This is a genomic window from Variovorax sp. W2I14 (assembly GCF_050435205.1).
Classification (GTDB): Bacteria; Pseudomonadota; Gammaproteobacteria; order Burkholderiales; family Burkholderiaceae_C; genus Variovorax; species Variovorax paradoxus_C.
This window is the reverse complement of record NZ_JBNDJX010000001.1, coordinates 1,727,272-1,743,141: the sequence shown is the minus strand read 5'-3', so window position 1 is coordinate 1,743,141 and position 15,870 is coordinate 1,727,272. Positions and strand designations below refer to the sequence as shown.

Annotated in this window: 14 protein-coding genes; 9 read left to right on the top strand and 5 right to left on the bottom strand. The window is 66.6% G+C overall.

The features are described 5' to 3' along the window. The first annotated feature begins 417 nt into the window (after positions 1-417). From QF040_RS08050 to QF040_RS08020, 7 genes are all read left to right on the top strand, one after another. A complete protein-coding gene (locus tag QF040_RS08050) occupies positions 418-873 on the top strand; it encodes a hypothetical protein (protein ID WP_429610608.1) in 456 nt (151 codons plus the stop codon). Between the two features lie 694 nt (positions 874-1,567). Then, positions 1,568-2,050, top strand: coding sequence for an Hcp family type VI secretion system effector (locus tag QF040_RS08045; protein ID WP_429610607.1), 483 nt, complete (start codon positions 1,568-1,570; stop codon positions 2,048-2,050). 102 nt (positions 2,051-2,152) lie between these two features. Beyond that, positions 2,153-4,474, top strand: coding sequence for a type VI secretion system Vgr family protein (locus tag QF040_RS08040; protein ID WP_429610606.1), 2,322 nt, complete (start codon positions 2,153-2,155; stop codon positions 4,472-4,474). Further along, complete coding sequence (locus tag QF040_RS08035) at positions 4,471-5,646, top strand: DUF2169 family type VI secretion system accessory protein (RefSeq protein WP_429610605.1); 1,176 nt, start codon at positions 4,471-4,473, stop codon at positions 5,644-5,646. Before QF040_RS08040 ends, QF040_RS08035 begins: the two co-directional genes overlap by 4 nt. Then, positions 5,643-5,990 carry a PAAR-like domain-containing protein gene (locus QF040_RS08030; RefSeq protein ID WP_429610604.1) on the top strand — a complete coding sequence of 116 codons (348 nt, stop codon included), beginning with the start codon at positions 5,643-5,645 and terminating at the stop codon, positions 5,988-5,990. The genes QF040_RS08035 and QF040_RS08030 overlap by 4 nt, the downstream gene beginning before the upstream one ends. After that, complete coding sequence (locus QF040_RS08025) at positions 5,990-7,009, top strand: EndoU domain-containing protein (protein ID WP_429610603.1); 1,020 nt, start codon at positions 5,990-5,992, stop codon at positions 7,007-7,009. The genes QF040_RS08030 and QF040_RS08025 overlap by 1 nt, the downstream gene beginning before the upstream one ends. Positions 7,010-7,021: 12 nt before the next feature. Beyond that, positions 7,022-7,318: a hypothetical protein gene (locus tag QF040_RS08020; RefSeq protein WP_429610602.1), complete on the top strand. Its 297-nt coding sequence runs from the start codon at positions 7,022-7,024 to the stop codon at positions 7,316-7,318. Positions 7,319-7,707: 389 nt separating this feature from the next. Here QF040_RS08020 and QF040_RS08015 read toward each other — a convergent pair whose 3' ends face one another. Then, positions 7,708-7,971, bottom strand: a complete 264-nt coding sequence (locus QF040_RS08015; protein ID WP_429610601.1) for a hypothetical protein — start codon at positions 7,969-7,971, stop codon at positions 7,708-7,710. 297 nt (positions 7,972-8,268) lie between these two features. Here QF040_RS08015 and QF040_RS08010 point away from each other — a divergent pair, with 297 nt between their 5' ends. After that, positions 8,269-8,640, top strand: coding sequence for a DDE-type integrase/transposase/recombinase (locus QF040_RS08010; protein WP_429610600.1), 372 nt, complete (start codon positions 8,269-8,271; stop codon positions 8,638-8,640). Then, a complete protein-coding gene (locus QF040_RS08005; RefSeq protein WP_429610599.1) occupies positions 8,637-8,867 on the top strand; it encodes an integrase core domain-containing protein in 231 nt (76 codons plus the stop codon). Before QF040_RS08010 ends, QF040_RS08005 begins: the two co-directional genes overlap by 4 nt. Before the next feature lie 88 nt (positions 8,868-8,955). Here the strand turns inward: QF040_RS08005 and QF040_RS08000 are convergent, their stop codons facing one another. The 4 genes from QF040_RS08000 to QF040_RS07985 are packed head-to-tail and all read right to left on the bottom strand — an operon-like array spanning position 8,956 to position 15,866. Then, positions 8,956-11,136, bottom strand: a complete 2,181-nt coding sequence (locus tag QF040_RS08000; protein ID WP_429610598.1) for an SWIM zinc finger family protein — start codon at positions 11,134-11,136, stop codon at positions 8,956-8,958. Further along, positions 11,133-12,257 (bottom strand): VWA domain-containing protein, encoded by a 1,125-nt coding sequence (locus tag QF040_RS07995; RefSeq protein ID WP_429610597.1) that lies wholly within the window; start codon positions 12,255-12,257, stop codon positions 11,133-11,135. Before QF040_RS07995 ends, QF040_RS08000 begins: the two co-directional genes overlap by 4 nt. Further along, complete coding sequence (locus tag QF040_RS07990) at positions 12,254-14,707, bottom strand: DUF5682 family protein (RefSeq protein ID WP_429610596.1); 2,454 nt, start codon at positions 14,705-14,707, stop codon at positions 12,254-12,256. Before QF040_RS07990 ends, QF040_RS07995 begins: the two co-directional genes overlap by 4 nt. Positions 14,708-14,717: 10 nt before the next feature. Beyond that, entirely contained in the window at positions 14,718-15,866 is a 1,149-nt protein-coding gene (locus QF040_RS07985) for an ATP-binding protein (RefSeq protein WP_429610595.1), read from the bottom strand. Positions 15,867-15,870: the final 4 nt, after the last annotated feature.

Below are 15,870 nucleotides of genomic sequence, written 5' to 3'. Positions count from 1 at the left end.
CCAAAATCGCTGTCGTGAAAGGTCTTCCATCTGCATCATGTCGAAGGTGGCTTCATCCAACGCGACAGGATCGCCAGCACCTTCGACACTGCACAACAACTCAAGAAGACGCTGAGGATTACTCGCGAACAAGGTTTGTTTTCATGCGCGCGATGGTTTCCAGGGCACATGAATAGGTTTTTCCAAGTGCTGGTGCAACCACAGTCGGCCGCGACCGGGGCATTTCAAGGCGACAAAAAGGACGATGAATTCAAGTGCGACGGCACACGGGCTCAAGAACAAATAGCTGCGGTTTGGCGAACATCTTTCGAACGGGCTTGGAGGGCTTCGGCGCACTTTGTAAGAGAGCGACCGAATTCGATTTGACATACTGGCAGAACTACTCGAGCTTGAATCACGAACATCAGAAAGGAAAGAATGCAGTACAACCGTCATTGGCGCCCCATCGCCATCGCCTTGGGCCTTGGCCTGATTGCTTTCAATAGTCATGCACAGAGCGATGCCCAGGTGTACGAAAACGCCATCGCCCGCGCCGCGCAGATCTGCCCTGGCCATGCGACCGAGCGCACGTCTCCGGGTGTGCGTGCCATCCAGGTGGGCGCATTGCGTGTTCTGGCCCAACGCCGCTTCACTCTGTGTCCCGATCGGCGCCTGAATGCCGACACTCCCGCCGTCTGGTACGGCGAGGTGGGTGTCTTCGCATGGAACCCCGAGGTCAAGGATGCGGTGGCGCTGTTGACCGGCAAGGTGGACGCGATGACTCGCAAGGAAGAGTTCCCGCCGAGTACCGTCGTCTGGAAAGCCGACGGCAGCGAGGCCAAGGGCACCACGGTACCGATGTTCGAGCCACGACCCCGCCCTGTAAGCAGGTAGGCAATCGTGCCTTGCCGACAGGATGACTCTGAGTTTGAAGGCCGCGTGCGACTTTCAGGCGCGGGAGCCCCGGGGGCAGGGCAGCACAGGGTCTTCGACAGACACAGATTCGACTTCGGTGCGCGAAGGTAGTGAGTTGACGCCGCTGACCGAGAGCACGATCCTCGCACGACCGCCTCGTTTCGCCGCCTGTTAACCCACTCGCCGAGTACGCAAGCCGGCAGCGCGGCGCCGGTGCTGAGTGGCCAGAGCCTCGCCTTCGCATATAGCGGGCGGTACCCAAGATCGTAAAACTGCGGCCCTGGCGCCTTAGTGAACTCAAGCACACGCATTTCGGCACAAGTCCAAATCTCGATCCCTAGTGGGAGGCGTGGCCGCAGTTGTCGCCGCATGATGCGCGTCGAAGACGCGACTTTTATTGATCGATGACCGAATAGCCTCTAGGTCACATCCACTCCGGGCAATAAATAAGTCAAAAGAAATAACCTCGAGAAATTGACCTTTATTGCGTATGAAAAATTCACAAACATGCGATAAAAAGCGTGTGGCCTTGTCTGGATCACACGCAAATAATTGCCCCGTGCCAGAGGCAAGGCTGACATCGTGAGTCTGATGAGGCTGTCTTGGCAACGGCTCGTCGAACCTGCATTGCCCGCTGGACGGGCTCTGCTCTCAATACAGAAGGGAATTCCTCATGGCAGTGGACATGTTCATGCGCGTCGAGGGCGCGAATGGCGAATCCAAGGACTCGAATCACAAGGACTGGAGCGATATCAAGTCGTTCGCGTGGGGTGCGACGCAGCCTGGAAACATGGTCAGCGGCGGTGGTGGCGGTGTGGGCAAAGCCAGCTTCAACGACTTGCAGGTGGTCGCGCGCATCGACAAGGCGGCCCCTTCCATCCTGAAGAACTGCGCGAGCGGCAAGCACCTGAGCAAGGTCGAGGTGTCGCTGTGCAAGGCCGGCGGCACGCAGATCGAATACACGCGCGTCACGCTTGAGGAAGTGCTGGTCACCTCGGTGCAGTACACGGCGGAGCAGGGCGGCGACGCGGTGCTTGTGCAGTTCGCATTCCAGGCGGCCAAGGTCAAGCAGCAGTACTGGGAGCAGACCGACAAGGGTGGCAAAGGCGCCGAGACGGTGCTGGCCTGGAACCTCAAGGAAAACAAGGAGGCCTGAGCCTCCCGTTACTCCCGACGCTCAGATGCGCCTCGTCGCGGATGAGTCGTGGGCATTCCGGGTTGCGGGTCTATCTCGCAGGCCTAACTTCAAGGAAGTGTCATGCCAGCTGGCTTCGCGCCGCTTGCGCGCGTTCTCAGTATGTCTTCGACGGCCATGCCAATGCTGGGCGGCGAGCCGGCCTTGGAGCCGATCGCCATCGAAGGCCACGAGGGGATCAGCAGACTGTTTAGCTACACGCTGACGCTCGCCACCCCCGAGCAACCAGGCTTCAACGAGCGCCAGGCTGCCAACGTTGCGATCAAGCAGTTGGTGGGGGAGGCGCTCACCGCCCACATCGTGCTCGACGGGCGCCCCGGGAAAGACCCGGGACAGCGCCACCTTTCCGGTCTTGTGACGCGCGTGCGCTTCCTGCGACTTGAAAATCGCCGAGCGCTGTACGAAGCTGTCGTCGAACCCTGGCTCACCTTGGCCACGCGCACCAGCGATTACCGCATCTTCCAGAACCAGAATGTGCTGGCCATCCTCAGGGAGGTCCTGGGCAAGTACAGCTTTCCCTTCGACCTGCGGACCACAGGGAGCTATCCTGCCCGTGAGTTCCAGGTGCAGTATGGCGAAACCGACTACGACTTCGTGGCTCGGCTGCTTCACGAGTGGGGCCTCTACTACTACTTTGAGCACGCGGAAAGCAGCCACAAGCTGGTCATCGTCGATGACATGGCCTCGCACCAGCCCTTTGCACATGCGGGCTACCAGACCATTCCTTTCTACGCCGCGGAGGCGACGGTGCGCGAGGAGCACTGCGACCGCTTCAACGCGTATGAGGAACTGCAAAGCGGCCGGTGGGTCACGGACGATTTCGATTTCAAGCGCCCCAGAGCCAACCTGCAGCAGGTCAGCGCCATGCCGCGCAAAACCTCCCAGAACACTTGGGAGCGCTACGGCTGGCCCGGCGACTACGCGGTGGAATCCGAAGGCGAGCAGCTCGTGCGCACCCGCATGGAAGAAGCTGGCAGCCACGGCGAGCGTGCCAGCGGTTCGGGCAACCTGCGCGCGGTGGTGCCGGGCTGCTTGATGGCCCTGGAGCGCCATCCCCAGAACGAATCCAATCGCCAGTACTTGGTCACCGATGCACACCTGCGGCTGCAGGACGTCGGCGATGCCAGTTCGCAGCAAGAGTTCGAGTGCCGGGTCGACTTCGAGGTGATTCCCGCAAGCAAGATCTACCGGGCGGCCGCGCCCGCCGTGCCGCGGCCGCGTACCACCGGCCCGCAGACCGCCATCGTCACCGGCCCCGCAGGCCGCGAAATCTGGACCGACGAGTACGGCCGCGTGAAGCTGAGCTTCCACTGGAACCGCTACTGCACCAAGGACGAGAACAGCTCGTGCTGGGTGCGCGTGTCCTCGCCATGGGCGGGCACCAATTTCGGCGGCATCCAGATCCCCCGCATCGGGCAGGAGGTGATCGTCGACTTCGAGCACGGCGACCCTGATCGTCCCATCGTCACGGGCCGCGTCTACAACGCCGACAATATGCCGCCCTGGTCGCTGCCGGCCAACGCCACACAAAGCGGACTGCTCACGCGCAGCTCCGAGGGCGGCAACGGCACCAATGCCAATGCCTTGCGCTTCGAAGACAAGAAGGGCCAGGAGCAGGTCTGGCTGCATGCCGAGCGCAACCAGGACATCGAGGTCGAGCACGACGAAACCCATTCGGTGGGACAGGACCGCAGCAAGAAGGTGGGCCGCAATCAGGTGGCCACCATCGGCATGGCCTACATGCACAACGTGGGCTTGGCCAAGATGGTGAACATTGGCCTGGCCTATTCCTTCAACGTCGGCATGCTGCGCAATTCGGTCATCGGCATGGTGGACACCACGCTGGTCGGCAAGACCCAGACTACCAAGGTCGGCGAGAAATACCTGCTGTCGGTGGGCGGCGAGAAGGGCAGCCACATCGAGATGGACGGCAAGACCATCTCGCTGCGGGTGGGTGCCTCGGTGGTCCAGCTCAAGGCCGACGGGTCCATCGCGGTGACCGGCAAGAAGATCAACATCACGGCGCAGGGCGACGACGTGACCCTGAACGGCGAGCACATCTGGCTCAATCCCAAGGGCGGCCAGGCCGCGCTGCAGCCGCAGGCAGTGCCGACCGCACCGCCGCCGGAGCCACCCGGCAGTCCGATGGCCAGTCTGGGCGCGGCGATGGCCAACCCTGGCGAGCTGCTGGGCAAGGCCTCGCAGCTCGCGTCGATCGCCAAACAGGCGGCAGGCGTCGGCGGCGAGGGCAGTGCAAATGGCCCGGTGGCGCAGGTGCTGAGCGTGGCTTCCGCCGCGGTGGCTTCGGACGTGCTGGGCCGCGCCCCGGCGTCGGTCGCCGCGACCACGCAGGTCGATGGCAGCAAGAAGGAAGCACGCCGATGACCAGCGGCGCGCCCGCCGTTCCGCCACCGCGGCTGCAGCAAGTGCACAACCGCACGCCCTTCGGCCACTTCCAGTACGACAAGATGGGACCGGGCATCCGCTTTCACGACGTGGTGATCGTGTGCGCGAGTTTCGTGCTCGCGGCGGGCCGGTTGGAGGCCGCGCCGAGGCATCGGGGGCCGGTGTTCGCCGATGCCGCGTGGGACGCGGCGCAGCCCGTGCTGTCGAGCCTTCGCTCGGCCACCGACCTCGTGCTGTTCAAGCCCGAGGCTGACATCTTCGTGACGGGCAGCGCGCGGGCGCGCGGCTGGACACCGCAGCGCGAATGGCTCGCCACGCTCCAGGTTGCGCGGCACGGCACACCGCTCCTGGACAAGTCGCTGCGTCTGACCGGACCGAGATCGTGGCCTTGGCACGACGATCCGGCGCAGCGCACGCCGGGCGATCCCAAACCGGCGCTCGAAGTGCCGCTGCGCTACGAGCTCGCCTACGGCGGCTGGTGGCGCGACGAAGGCGACGCGGTCGATGCGCCGCCACGCATGGATCCGGCCAATCCCTGCGGCAGCGGACGCTTCGGGTCGGCGTGCCGCGACACCCATGCCGGCGCGCGGCACGACCGCGGCGTCGCCGTGCCCGCGCCGCAAATCGAGCGCGCCGGTGTGCCGGTGCGCCACGGCAACCAGGACGATCTGGCCGCCGAGGGGTTCGCTCCGATTGCCCGCCACTGGCAGCCCCGCCTCGCGCTGGCCGGCACCTACGACGAGGCTTGGCAGCGCCGTCACGCGCAGGCTCCCTTCATGGACTATGCGGAGGATTTCGACTTGCGCTTCTTCCAGTACGCGCCGGCCGACCAGCGCGTCGCAGAGGGTCTGGCGGGCGACGAGTCGCTGCGCTTAGAGGGCTTCTTCGCCTCGACGGACGCGCTGGAGATGCAATTGCCGGGCCTGTGCATCGAGGCGTGGTGCGGGACGGGCGACGGCGCGCAGACGGCGCAATTCATGAAGCTGGACACCGTGCACGTCGATCTCGACGAGATGCTTGTGCACCTGACCTGGCGCCTGACGCTGGACCAGGCGCGCGACATCATCGACGTCGACCTGCGCCTGCGCGAGGCCGAGGTCCAGGCCGATGGGGGCCTGCGCCACAAGGCGACCGGGGGAGTGCCTGCATGAGCATGGAAAAACACATTGCCGACGCCGAAGCAAGGTTCATGGTCGTCAATGTCACGCCGGACTTCTGCATCGTCGGCGACCAGGTCGTGCCCTTCGACATCGTCTCCATCCTGCCGCCCGAGAAAGCCGCGTACGCCGATTCGGTGTCTGCGCGCAGCGAGAAGGTGCTGATGGTCGAAAGCATCGTCAAGGGTGTGGCCGGCAACGCCGGCAGCGGGGTGCGCTCAGGGGTCTCGCTGGGCGGCGGTCACGTGAAGGTCGTGACCGGCTCGAGCACGGTGTTCGTGGAGAGCCGCGCCGTCGCCCGTCACGGCGACCTCTGCGAGATGAACGGAGCCGCCTGATGGCCGAGCCCGACGAGCCGCCTTTCAACGGCAACGGCACCGTCGGGCGATTGCTGACCTGCGAGGTTCCCGCGCCGGCCGAAATGCTTCGGCGACGCCGGGGGATTTGCAGCGAGCGCTACGAGCGGGAGAAAGCGGAATTCGACAAATTGCCGTGGTACGAGCGAATGCTGGCCGGGCATGGCCGCGCAGTCGGCCTGGAGCCCACGGACGCGCTTCAGTCCGCCAAGAGATTTCGGGAGGAGTGCGAGAAAATGCCCGACGAAATCCCCAAATCCTGGATCGAGGACAAGCAGCAGCAATTGGCCGATCACGTCAACGGAAAAAATACTTTGCCGCCGGAGCAATCGCTTAAATTACGTCGCGATTCGAGTTTTTACCAGGATGTCTATCAGCCGGGCCAAAGATTCGAAGGAAATATCACCCCCACAGAGCAGGCTTGGCTCGACAACAGGAATCTGACTTGGGGAAATACCATGGCCTTCGCTTTCATGGGCCCGTTTGCCGGACCCGGCATGGCCACGCGGGCCTTGGGATTTCCTGAAGCCGCCGTGGCCAATGTGAATGAAATGACATGGGGTCTGGCGAGCGGGCTGAATACGCGGGTGCGCGAGGAGGCGGCGACGCAGCGTCGAAATCAATCCGGCAAATCCATTTCGGAAGCTGAGACCAATCGCGGCGCCGCGATGGCTGGGCGCGACGGCACGGTCATCCAGAAGCCGCCGCACGACTACGTCGGATTTCGCCGCGACCACATCCTGAACAGGCACCGGGCCGGGGCCGGAAAAACCGGCAAGGACGGCGTTGCCAAGACGGAATTTCCTGCCAATTGGAGCGACCAGAAGATCGTCGATTCCATCAACCGGGTGGCGGGTGATCAAAATATTCCCCAGCAATTGGGAAAATGGAATTCACCTTACAAGATAGGCGTTATCGACGGCGTGCGGATGCGGGTGGATTTTTATCCCTTGAATCACCCGCTATACTCCGGGCAAGTTTCCACCGGATTTCCGTTCTGATCGGTAAATATCATGAGCCAAGAAGAAATTTTCGAACGCGTCGAAATGTTCCTCGATGAAAAGATGAAATCGATCCAACTCGATGAAGATGCCAAGTTGCAAATTGCTCTTTACCTGGAAAATCGGGAATACGAAATGGCGTTCGAAGGGTTTTTTCTTGAATTGATGAATTCGGAGAGAGAAATCGAACTGGACCCGCAGGCCTGCACCGCAATGGCGCTCGGCCTGCGCCTAGACAGGGAGACCGTTTTCGATTCCGATTTCTGGGCGAGATTTCAGGAATTCATGGGCAAATCAATTCGCCCGTGAATCGGCGCAATTACCAGCGCACGCCCAGCTTCAGGAACAGTTAGGACAGCACGAACAGCGGCCCCACCCACAGGCACTGGATGTCCAGCGCGCAATAAACCTGGCTCCCGGCGACCAGCGGCTCGCGGGGATGTTCGACCCAGGCATTTTTTACTCATCAGACCAGTCAGGAGCGACCCGACCGCTTTGCGATTACGCGGATCGAGCTCTTCCAGACTTCGACCGGGACTGGCGGCCAAGCCAGACCGTCACGCGTGACCTGTTCCGATCAGGCGGAGTATCGATATCGACCGGAATCCGCACGCGGCCGTTGGCGCGGTTGGCGCAACAGGCCCCAGCAGTCTCTGTGATAGCCCCAGTCGTCAAGCCGTCTGAAGAACTTATCGCCTCTAGTATTCAATGCGCTGGTTCTTCTCCGCATAGGTGAAGCTCACGACGTCTTCCAAATCGAAGAATGTGCTGACGTGCGTGTTCGCGTCGCCCAAGGCTGTGGACGAGCCCGTAACGCAGGCCGTGCGCTGCTCCGCAGAGGGCTTGAATATTCCTTTGAGAACGATGCCGTTGTACAACGTGACTGCAACCGCTTCAACTCCCACGTCGCGGCCATCTGCCGTGAGTGTGGCGATCGCTTCCTGAACCGCAAGTAGGGACATGATGCTCTCTGTGCAAAGCAGAGCAGTGTGGCACAGCGCACCTGAACAGTGGCCGTTGGCGCCGATGCCGAACGGAGCCACCGCCGACTTTCGACTGCGCCTTTTCCACTGTTTGGGCGTTCAGCGAACATGCGGGATCAGCGCTCTCTGATTCTGACCGGGTCAATTTCGGTGGCATCAACATCGCAGCCGATGGGGCCGCGCGGCCCAGCTACGGCTATCGGCGTGTGACCCATGAGCTGCGCCGCCGTGGTCACCTCGTCAACCACAAGCGCATCGCGCGCCTCATGCAGATGCATGGCCTTGGGATCAAGCCGTGCCGGCGCTTTGTTCGCACCACCGACAGTAACCACAACCCCGATCTTCCCGAACCTTTATCGCAACGTGATCCCCAGCCGCCCGGATCTCGTATGGGTGGCGAACTTCACGTACATCCGCATCGAGACCGGGTTCTGCTATCTGGCCATCCTTGATGCCTGCAGCCGCAAGGTCGTGGGCTATGCGATCTCGCGGCGCATCGACACACCGCTGGCTTTGGCCGCGCTGGTTCGGCCGTCCGAAGCCGACAGCCGCGGCCGGGCTGCATCCATCACACGGATCGCTGTTGTCAGTATGCAAGCGAGACGTACCGACGCGCATTGCAGGAGGCCGGGCTCCGAGGCTCCATGAGCTCACCGGGCAATCCGTATCGCAATGCTGAAGCCGAGAGCTTTATGAAAGCGCTCAAGGTTGAAGAGGTGTATCTGGCGGGCTACGATACCTTCGCACGCGTGGCAACGCGGCTGCCCCGGTTCATCGAAGAGATCTATAACGCCAAGCGGCTGCACTCGGCCCTCGGTTACTGCTCACCCAGCGAATTTGAATCCCAACTCGCTCAGCAGGCGGCTTGGCTCTGACGACCCCAGTGGTCCAGTCGATGGGGTTCGCTCCATAACTGGATCAGTTTTCGGCGGCAATCAACACCCCATGGAAAGAACCCCCAAGTCAGCAATGGCTTGGGAGGCATGCCAATGCCTCCATCGATGCCGACTGCGCCACGCCCTGCATCAGCAGCCCCAGCATCGCCAGTTGCGCCACCAACGCCGGCCGCTGAGCCGAGTGCAGGTTCTCCAGCACCGCGCCCAGCAGCGCCGCACCTCGGTCCAGCCCGGCCTGCTTCAGATGAAGCACCTGCGCCTCGGCGCGCGACAGAGCATTGCCGCCTTGATGCCGCAGCCCCTGGCGCAGCCAAAGCGCCAGCAGCGCGAGCGTGTCGTTCGCCAGCGCATTCAGCGCGGGCCGCTCGTCGACGTCGCTGTGCAAACCCAGCGGCTGCGGCGAGACCGCCTCGACCTGCAGCACCACGGCGCGCTGCGCTGTGAGCAGGCTCAGCGGCTGCATCACCGCCACGCCGCCTTGCAGGTGCACCGTGCCCGCCACGGCGCGCAGCGCGCCATGGTCGCCGGCCAGCGTGCGGGCCAGCGCATCGACCGCCCCCGGCGCCACCGCGCGGTGCGGCAGCGCCAGCCGCAGTTGTTCGTCGGCGGGCGCTGCCGCGGGGTCGCCTGCCTCGCCGACCCCCGCCTGTGCCAGCGCCGCATGCAACACCTGCGCGGCCGCATCCCAGTGGCACGACATCACCTCCATGCGATCGAAGGCCACCACGTGCAGCTGCCCCGAGGCCCCGGCGGACGCGCTGCTCGCCGCCTGCCTTGGTCGGACGAAATCGGGCGGCGCCTCGCGCAGGTGCGCCACCAGCGCGGCTACGCTGCCTTGCCGCAACGGCGCGACGAGGTCGTTCCACGAGGTAGGCGACAGCGGCAGCACGCCTGTTTGCCGCGCGCCGGCCGTGATGTCGACCAGCCCGTTGGCGCGCCGCGTCGCGGTCTTGGTGATGATCTGGCCGCTCGCGAGTTGCCGCAGCGGGAAGCCCGCCACGCGTCGGTTCATCAGCGCCTGCGCGGTGCCGCCGGCCGCCGCGTCGGCCTCGCGCGTCCATTGGCGCTCTAGCACCGTCACGTTCTGCGTGTCCGGGTCGGCGAAGAGAATGCTCGCGCCTTCAGCCGTGTCGTCAGACCAAAGCTCGGCGCCAAGCGACACCAGCCGCAGGTGGTCTAGCGCCACCTCGCCCTTCACGCCGACGCCCAGCATCTGGCTCGCCAGCAGAGACGGTCGTCGGGTGCCCGGCTGCTCCGCATGCGCCGCCGCCTGCAGCCGCGCCCACAGCTCGGCCAGCACGCGCACCAGGCGCAGCGGCTCGAAGCGGCTGCTGCGTGCCTGTTGCGCCTGCAGCAGCTGCCACAGCTCGTCGAGCGCGTCGTCGACCCAGTTCCAGCCCAGCGCGAGCGCCTGTTCACGCACGGCCTCGAAGCGCGCGGCCAGCGCGATCAGCGGCTGGCTCGAGCCATCGAGCCACAGCGAGAGCAGCAGGGCGTCGATGTGGGCGCGCAGCACGCGCGCCGCATCGCCCTGCATCAGCGGCTGCGGTGCGCCACTCGCCGTGTCCGCGCCCGCCGAAGCGGGCGGGCGGACTTCGACCATCGCTTCCGCGGCGCCTGGCGGCAGCGCGCCGGCCTGACGGAATGCCCACACCGCGACCACCACATGCGCGCAGCCGCTGCCTTGCTTGCAGTCGCAGCGCGCATGCACGAGCGAGCTGCGCGAGAAAAAGCGCACGCTGCACATCGGCAGCCGCGCCGCCGGCGGCGCGCAGGCGCTGCGCCAAGCCTGCACGCCGACCACCGGCCGCGCGACGGCGAGCTTGTTCGCCTGTTCGAGCACCGACGGCGCAAAGCTCGCGGCCAGCGCGGCGTCGTCGAACTGAGCGGGGTTCCAGGCGCCGTCCGAATCGGCAGGCGTATCGTCCGCGGCCGCAGGTGCGTCAGCCTTCGAAGACGCCGCCAGCGCCTGGTACGCCAGCACCAGCATCACGCGGTGCCTGCACATGCCGCTGGCCGGGCAACTGCACTGCGCATCGCGCAGCGTGCGCCCCCGCGGCAGGCTGGTGCGCACGCCGTCGTCGAAATGCGCCTGCACCACGCCGTCCGCGCCAGCCTCCAGCCGCGGCAGCAGCCCGGCGGCCACGTCCTTCTGCGCGCGCTTCACGAAACCCGCGTTGGCCAGTGCCGTGAGCGCTTCGGGCGTCAGCTCCAGCAGGTCGGAGCGCCATGCGATGTCGCTGCTCATCCCTGCACCTTCTCTGCGAGCCAGCCGGCCAGTTGCCCGGGCGTCATCGCGCCGATCTGCGCGCCTTCGCGCACCAGCCGCGCGGCCATCTCGTGGTCGTAGTTGGGTTCGGCCGTCGCGTCGAGCGCGGCCAGGCCCAGCACCTTGGCGCCGGACTCCACCAGCGCCTTCACGCGCCGCACCAGTTCGTGCGGACTGCCGCCTTCGTAGAAGTCGCTCACCAGCACCACGATGCTGCGAGCCGGATTGGCGACGAGCGATTGCGCATAGCCCACCGCCTTCGCGATGTCGGTGCCGCCGCCCAGCTGCACCTTCATGAGCAGCTCGACTGGGTCGGACACGTCGGCTGTCAGGTCGACCACCGCCGTGTCGAAGGCCACGAGTCGCGTGCGCATGCCGGGCAGCTGCCACAGGCATGCTGCCATCACCGCGCTGTGGATCACCGAGTCGACCATCGAGCCGCTCTGGTCGATCAGCAGGATGATGTCCCACGGCTCGGCATGCCGCTTCGTGCGGCTGATGAACACCGGCCGCTCCACGTAGAGCTTGCGGCGCTCGGGATCGTAGCGGTGCAGGTTGGCCGCCAGTGTCTGCTTGAAGTCGAAGTTGCGCGCCACCTTCATGCGCGAGCGGCGGCGCCGGTCGCGGCTGCCGCTGAAGGCCTGGCGCACTTCGGTGGCGAGCTTTTCCATGATGCGGCGCACCACCTCGGCCACCAGCTTGCGCGCGGCCGCCAGCACCTCGGGGTTCATCAGGTGCTTGGTGTGCAGCACGGCGCGCAGCAGCGACTCCGACGGCTCGATCCGCTCCAGCACCTCGAGGTTGGTCACCACCTCATCGATGCCGAAGCGCTCCACCGCGTCCTGCTCCAGTCGCTCGATCACTTCCTTCGGAAAGAGCGTGTGGATGGTGTTGATCCAGTCCGGCGTGCTGAGCGCCGAGGGGCCCAGACCGGCGCTGCGTTCTCCGCGGCTCGCGCGGTCGCTGTCGCGGCCGTAGAGCCAGTCAAGCGCGGCGTCGGCCGCTTTCGCTTCGGCGCTCAGGCCGCCGCAGGCCGCCTCGGCGGGGTCGCCTAGCAGCAGGCGCCAGCGTTGCAGCGGATCGGGAATGTCCAGGCTCATGGGCGGGGGGCTTTCTCTGTCTCGTCCAGTGTCACGCCCCAGGCGGCGAGGCGTGCGAGCACCGCGTCTTCCACGCGGCGCGCCTCGGCCAGTTGCGCGGGCGCGGCCTCGCCGGCGCGGTGGGCCGTGAGCGTGCGGCGCGAGAGGTGCGCGGCGTCGTGCAGCGCCAGCACCTGGTCGGCCAGCAGTCCGCGTTCCTGCGGCGGCAGCCAGGCGAAGGCGGCGCGCAGGCTGGGCATGGCGCGCACGAAGTCGGCGTTGTCCAGTGCCTGCACGGTGCGGTCCATGCCGGCGATGAAGGCGGGCTCGGACGCCAGCGTCTCGCGCGCCAGCGCCAGCAGGCCGGTGAGCGCATCGCCGAGCACGGGGGCGGGCAGCGAGTGCAGCAGCAGCATCGCCTCGCCCACGCCGTCTTCATGCGCCTGTGGGTGCGGCAAGCGACCGGCCAGGCTCAGCGTGGCACCCAGCGCGGCGCCGCGGCTCACGGGCGCGGCGCTGGCGTCGGCGGCCTTGCGCTGCCACACGGCGAGCGCGCGGGCGGGCTCCACGTCGAGCAGCGAGGGCGCGTGCACGTCGTGGGCGCCGTGAGCGTGGTCCTGCGCATGGGCCAGCACGTCGGTCACGATCTGGCGAAGCGCCAGGTGGCCTTCCAGGTGCGGCTGCATGTCGGCCGGCGCCACGGCGGCGGGCGGCTCCAGCAGCCAGAGCGCGCGGTCGAAGCCCGCGCCGATCACTACGCGCAGCACCGGCGCGTCGGCCATGCCCAGCGTCTGGCCGTGGCGCAGCAGCGTGTGCAGCACCGACAGGGCGGGCCCCAGCGCCTCGAAGCGCGCTTCGTTGGCAATGGCGCCCTGCAGCTCGCGCAGCAACGCATCGCTGAGCGCAGACAGGCCCGCCCATGCGGCCTGGTTGAGGCCGTCGGCCAGCGGGACGATCTGGCCTTGTGCCTGCCGCAGGTCGTCTTCCAGCCGGGCGCGCGCGGCGTCGTGCAGGTTCGCGCCCCAGGCGCCGGCCTCGATCAGCGCGGCCTGCTGCTCCAGCGGTTCGCCGAGCGACCAGAGTTCGGTGCGCTCGCCCGACATCGCGAGCTTCGGCCCCTGCGTGCGCCGCACGCCAGGCAGCCGCAGGATCGACAGCCGGTGCAGCACGCGGCTCTTCGCACGGTCGGCATCGCCCAGCAAATCGAGCTTGAGTTGCCCGCGCAGCACGATGCCGTGCGCCGCCAGCTCGGCCTGCACCGCGGCCACCAGCGGCGGCTGCGGCGTGCCCGGCGCGAGGCGCCCGACGGTGTCGCCGGCCAGCACGTCCATCGCCTGCACCAGCACGGGGTCGGTGCCGGGGCGCATGGCGCCGCGGTAGGTCCAGGGCAACGGGGCGTCGAGCGCGTCTTTCACCAACGCGCCGGCCAGCGCGTCGAGCCAGTCGGAACGCAGCGGCTTCTCGTGCCCGCGCAGCCGCGCGAGCCCTTGCGCGCGCAGGTGCACGGCCATCAGGTCGGCGGTGGAGGCAGGGAGTTTTTTCTCGCGCAGGCGCTGCATCACGTGCTGCAGCGCGCGGTGCGCCGCGCCCTCGGGGCCGAGCTCCCACACCCACTGGTAGTAGGCCGGGGAGGGCATGCCAGAGGCATAGCCGGCGAAGGCGTCCAGGCGCTTGAAGGTGTAGGGCACGAGGTAGGAGCCGAAGCGCAGCGGGGCCTGCGCATCGCGCGTGCCGGCATCTTCTTCGTTCGCCTCGGTGGATTCGTGCGAAGGCTCCGGCGTGGCGGGCAGGTCGGCGGGCATGCCCGGCCACAGCCGCGCGAGCGCCGGCGCGTGGTAGCCGCCGCACACCACCAGCGCCTGCGCGCGGCCGGGCTCGGCCGGCTGCGCCATGGCCCAGGCGATCCAGCGCGCCATCATTTGTTCGCGCGCCTGGTTGCCCTGCGAGCCGGCGTCGTCGCCGCGCAAATGATCGAAGTAGGTGCCAAGGCGCCGCGCCAGTTCGGCCGCGTCGCAGCCGTCCTCGAACAGGTGGTCCCACAGCGCGTCGCGGCCCTGCACGGAAAGTTTCTCGGTCAGCGCGCGCTCGTAGGCTTCGGCGCGTTCCTCGTGCGCATGGTCGGCCACGTCGGCATAGCGGTTCTCCATGTGCGAGAAGGCGCCGTGCCACGCGGGCAGGTCGATGAAGCGCACGGCCGCGCCCACCTCGCGCGCCACCACCAGCGCCTGCCACTCGGGCGAATGCTCGGCAAAGGGCGACCACGAGCCGTGGTGCCGGTCGTCGCCCGACAGGTAGCTGTAGATCGCCACCGGCAAGCGGTGCGGCAGGTACAGCTCGTCGAGCCGCTCGTTGAAATCGGCCGGACCTTCGATCAGCACGAAAGCCGGGCGCAGCGTGCGGATGCGCTCGGCCACCAGCCGCGCGCAGGCCGGGCTGTGGTGGCGCACGCCGACGATGTGGGGCTGTGTCATCGCGGCGCGGTCAGGGGAGGCGATGCCGCGCCTCGTAGTACGCGCGCCAGTGCGCCCCGTTGCGCTTGGCCGCCTTCTGCTCGAAGTAGCGCCGCAGCTTGGCGCGGTCGTCCGCGTTGTCTTTCACCACCGTGCCGGCGATGCAGTCGACCAGGTCGGCCGGCGAGCCTTCGCGCTGTTCGAGGAACCAGGCGCGCACGCCCACCGCGTGGGCCACGTTCACCGCTTCGGCGGTCGACATCACGGCGGTGAGCTTGTCCATCGCGCCGTCGTTGCCCCCGTTGCCGTTGCCTTTTTCAGCCTTGCCCGGCGCGCCGCGCAGGTCGCGGAAGGTGGACACCAGCAGCTCGAGCACCGGCGCGGGCACGGTCTTCGGAATGCCGCTCTGCGCGAGCAGCCGTGCGGACGATTCCTGCACCAGCGCCAACTCGCGGTCGAAGTCGAGAATGGGAAACACCGTCTCGAAGTCGAAGCGCCGCTTCAGCGCCGCGCTCATCTCGTTCACGCCGCGGTCGCGCGTGTTGGCGGTGGCGATGATGTTGAAGCCCTCGCGCGCGTAAAGCATGCCGTGCTCACCCGCCAGTTCGGGCACCGCCATGACGCGGTCGGACAGCATGCCCAGCAGGCAGTCCTGCACCTCCAGCGGCGCACGCGTGATTTCCTCGAAGCGCACCACCTGGCCGCGCTGCATGCCCAGGTACAGCGGCGCCGGCACCATGGCGCGCGGGCTCGGGCCTTCGTTGATGAGCAGCGCGTAGTTCCAGCCGTACTTGATCTGGTCTTCGGTGATCGATGCGCCGCCCTGGATGGTGAGCGTCGAGATGCCCGAGATGGCGGTGGCCAGCAGCTCCGACAGCATCGACTTCGCCGTGCCCGGCTCGCCCACCAGCATCAGCCCGCGGCCGGTGGCCAGGGTGACGAGCATGCGTTCGATGCTGGCCACGGGCGCGACGATCTTGGGCGCGATGTCGAGCGCCGCGTCGCCCAGGATGAACGAGCGCGCGGCCTTCAGGCCCAACACCCAGCCGGGCGGGCGCGGGTCGGTGTCCTGCGCCTGCAGCCGCGCGAGCTGTGCGGCGTACTGGATCTCGGCAGGCGGGCGCTGCAGTTGCTGCGGCGCGGGGCCGGCGTCTTTGGGGGGCTTGTTCGATGTGGCCATTGTT

Coding starts and splice junctions, on each gene's coding strand:
- QF040_RS08010 (WP_429610600.1), top strand. CDS start 8,269: ATGGCCTTGGGATCAAGCCGTGCCGGCGCTTTGTTCGCACCACCGACA.
- QF040_RS08005 (WP_429610599.1), top strand. CDS start 8,637: ATGAGCTCACCGGGCAATCCGTATCGCAATGCTGAAGCCGAGAGCTTT.
- QF040_RS08045 (WP_429610607.1), top strand. CDS start 1,568: ATGGCAGTGGACATGTTCATGCGCGTCGAGGGCGCGAATGGCGAATCC.
- QF040_RS08050 (WP_429610608.1), top strand. CDS start 418: ATGCAGTACAACCGTCATTGGCGCCCCATCGCCATCGCCTTGGGCCTT.
- QF040_RS08015 (WP_429610601.1), bottom strand. CDS start 7,971: ATGTCCCTACTTGCGGTTCAGGAAGCGATCGCCACACTCACGGCAGAT.
- QF040_RS07985 (WP_429610595.1), bottom strand. CDS start 15,866: ATGGCCACATCGAACAAGCCCCCCAAAGACGCCGGCCCCGCGCCGCAG.
- QF040_RS07990 (WP_429610596.1), bottom strand. CDS start 14,707: ATGACACAGCCCCACATCGTCGGCGTGCGCCACCACAGCCCGGCCTGC.
- QF040_RS08000 (WP_429610598.1), bottom strand. CDS start 11,136: ATGAGCAGCGACATCGCATGGCGCTCCGACCTGCTGGAGCTGACGCCC.
- QF040_RS08020 (WP_429610602.1), top strand. CDS start 7,022: ATGAGCCAAGAAGAAATTTTCGAACGCGTCGAAATGTTCCTCGATGAA.
- QF040_RS08025 (WP_429610603.1), top strand. CDS start 5,990: ATGGCCGAGCCCGACGAGCCGCCTTTCAACGGCAACGGCACCGTCGGG.
- QF040_RS08035 (WP_429610605.1), top strand. CDS start 4,471: ATGACCAGCGGCGCGCCCGCCGTTCCGCCACCGCGGCTGCAGCAAGTG.
- QF040_RS08030 (WP_429610604.1), top strand. CDS start 5,643: ATGAGCATGGAAAAACACATTGCCGACGCCGAAGCAAGGTTCATGGTC.
- QF040_RS07995 (WP_429610597.1), bottom strand. CDS start 12,257: ATGAGCCTGGACATTCCCGATCCGCTGCAACGCTGGCGCCTGCTGCTA.
- QF040_RS08040 (WP_429610606.1), top strand. CDS start 2,153: ATGCCAGCTGGCTTCGCGCCGCTTGCGCGCGTTCTCAGTATGTCTTCG.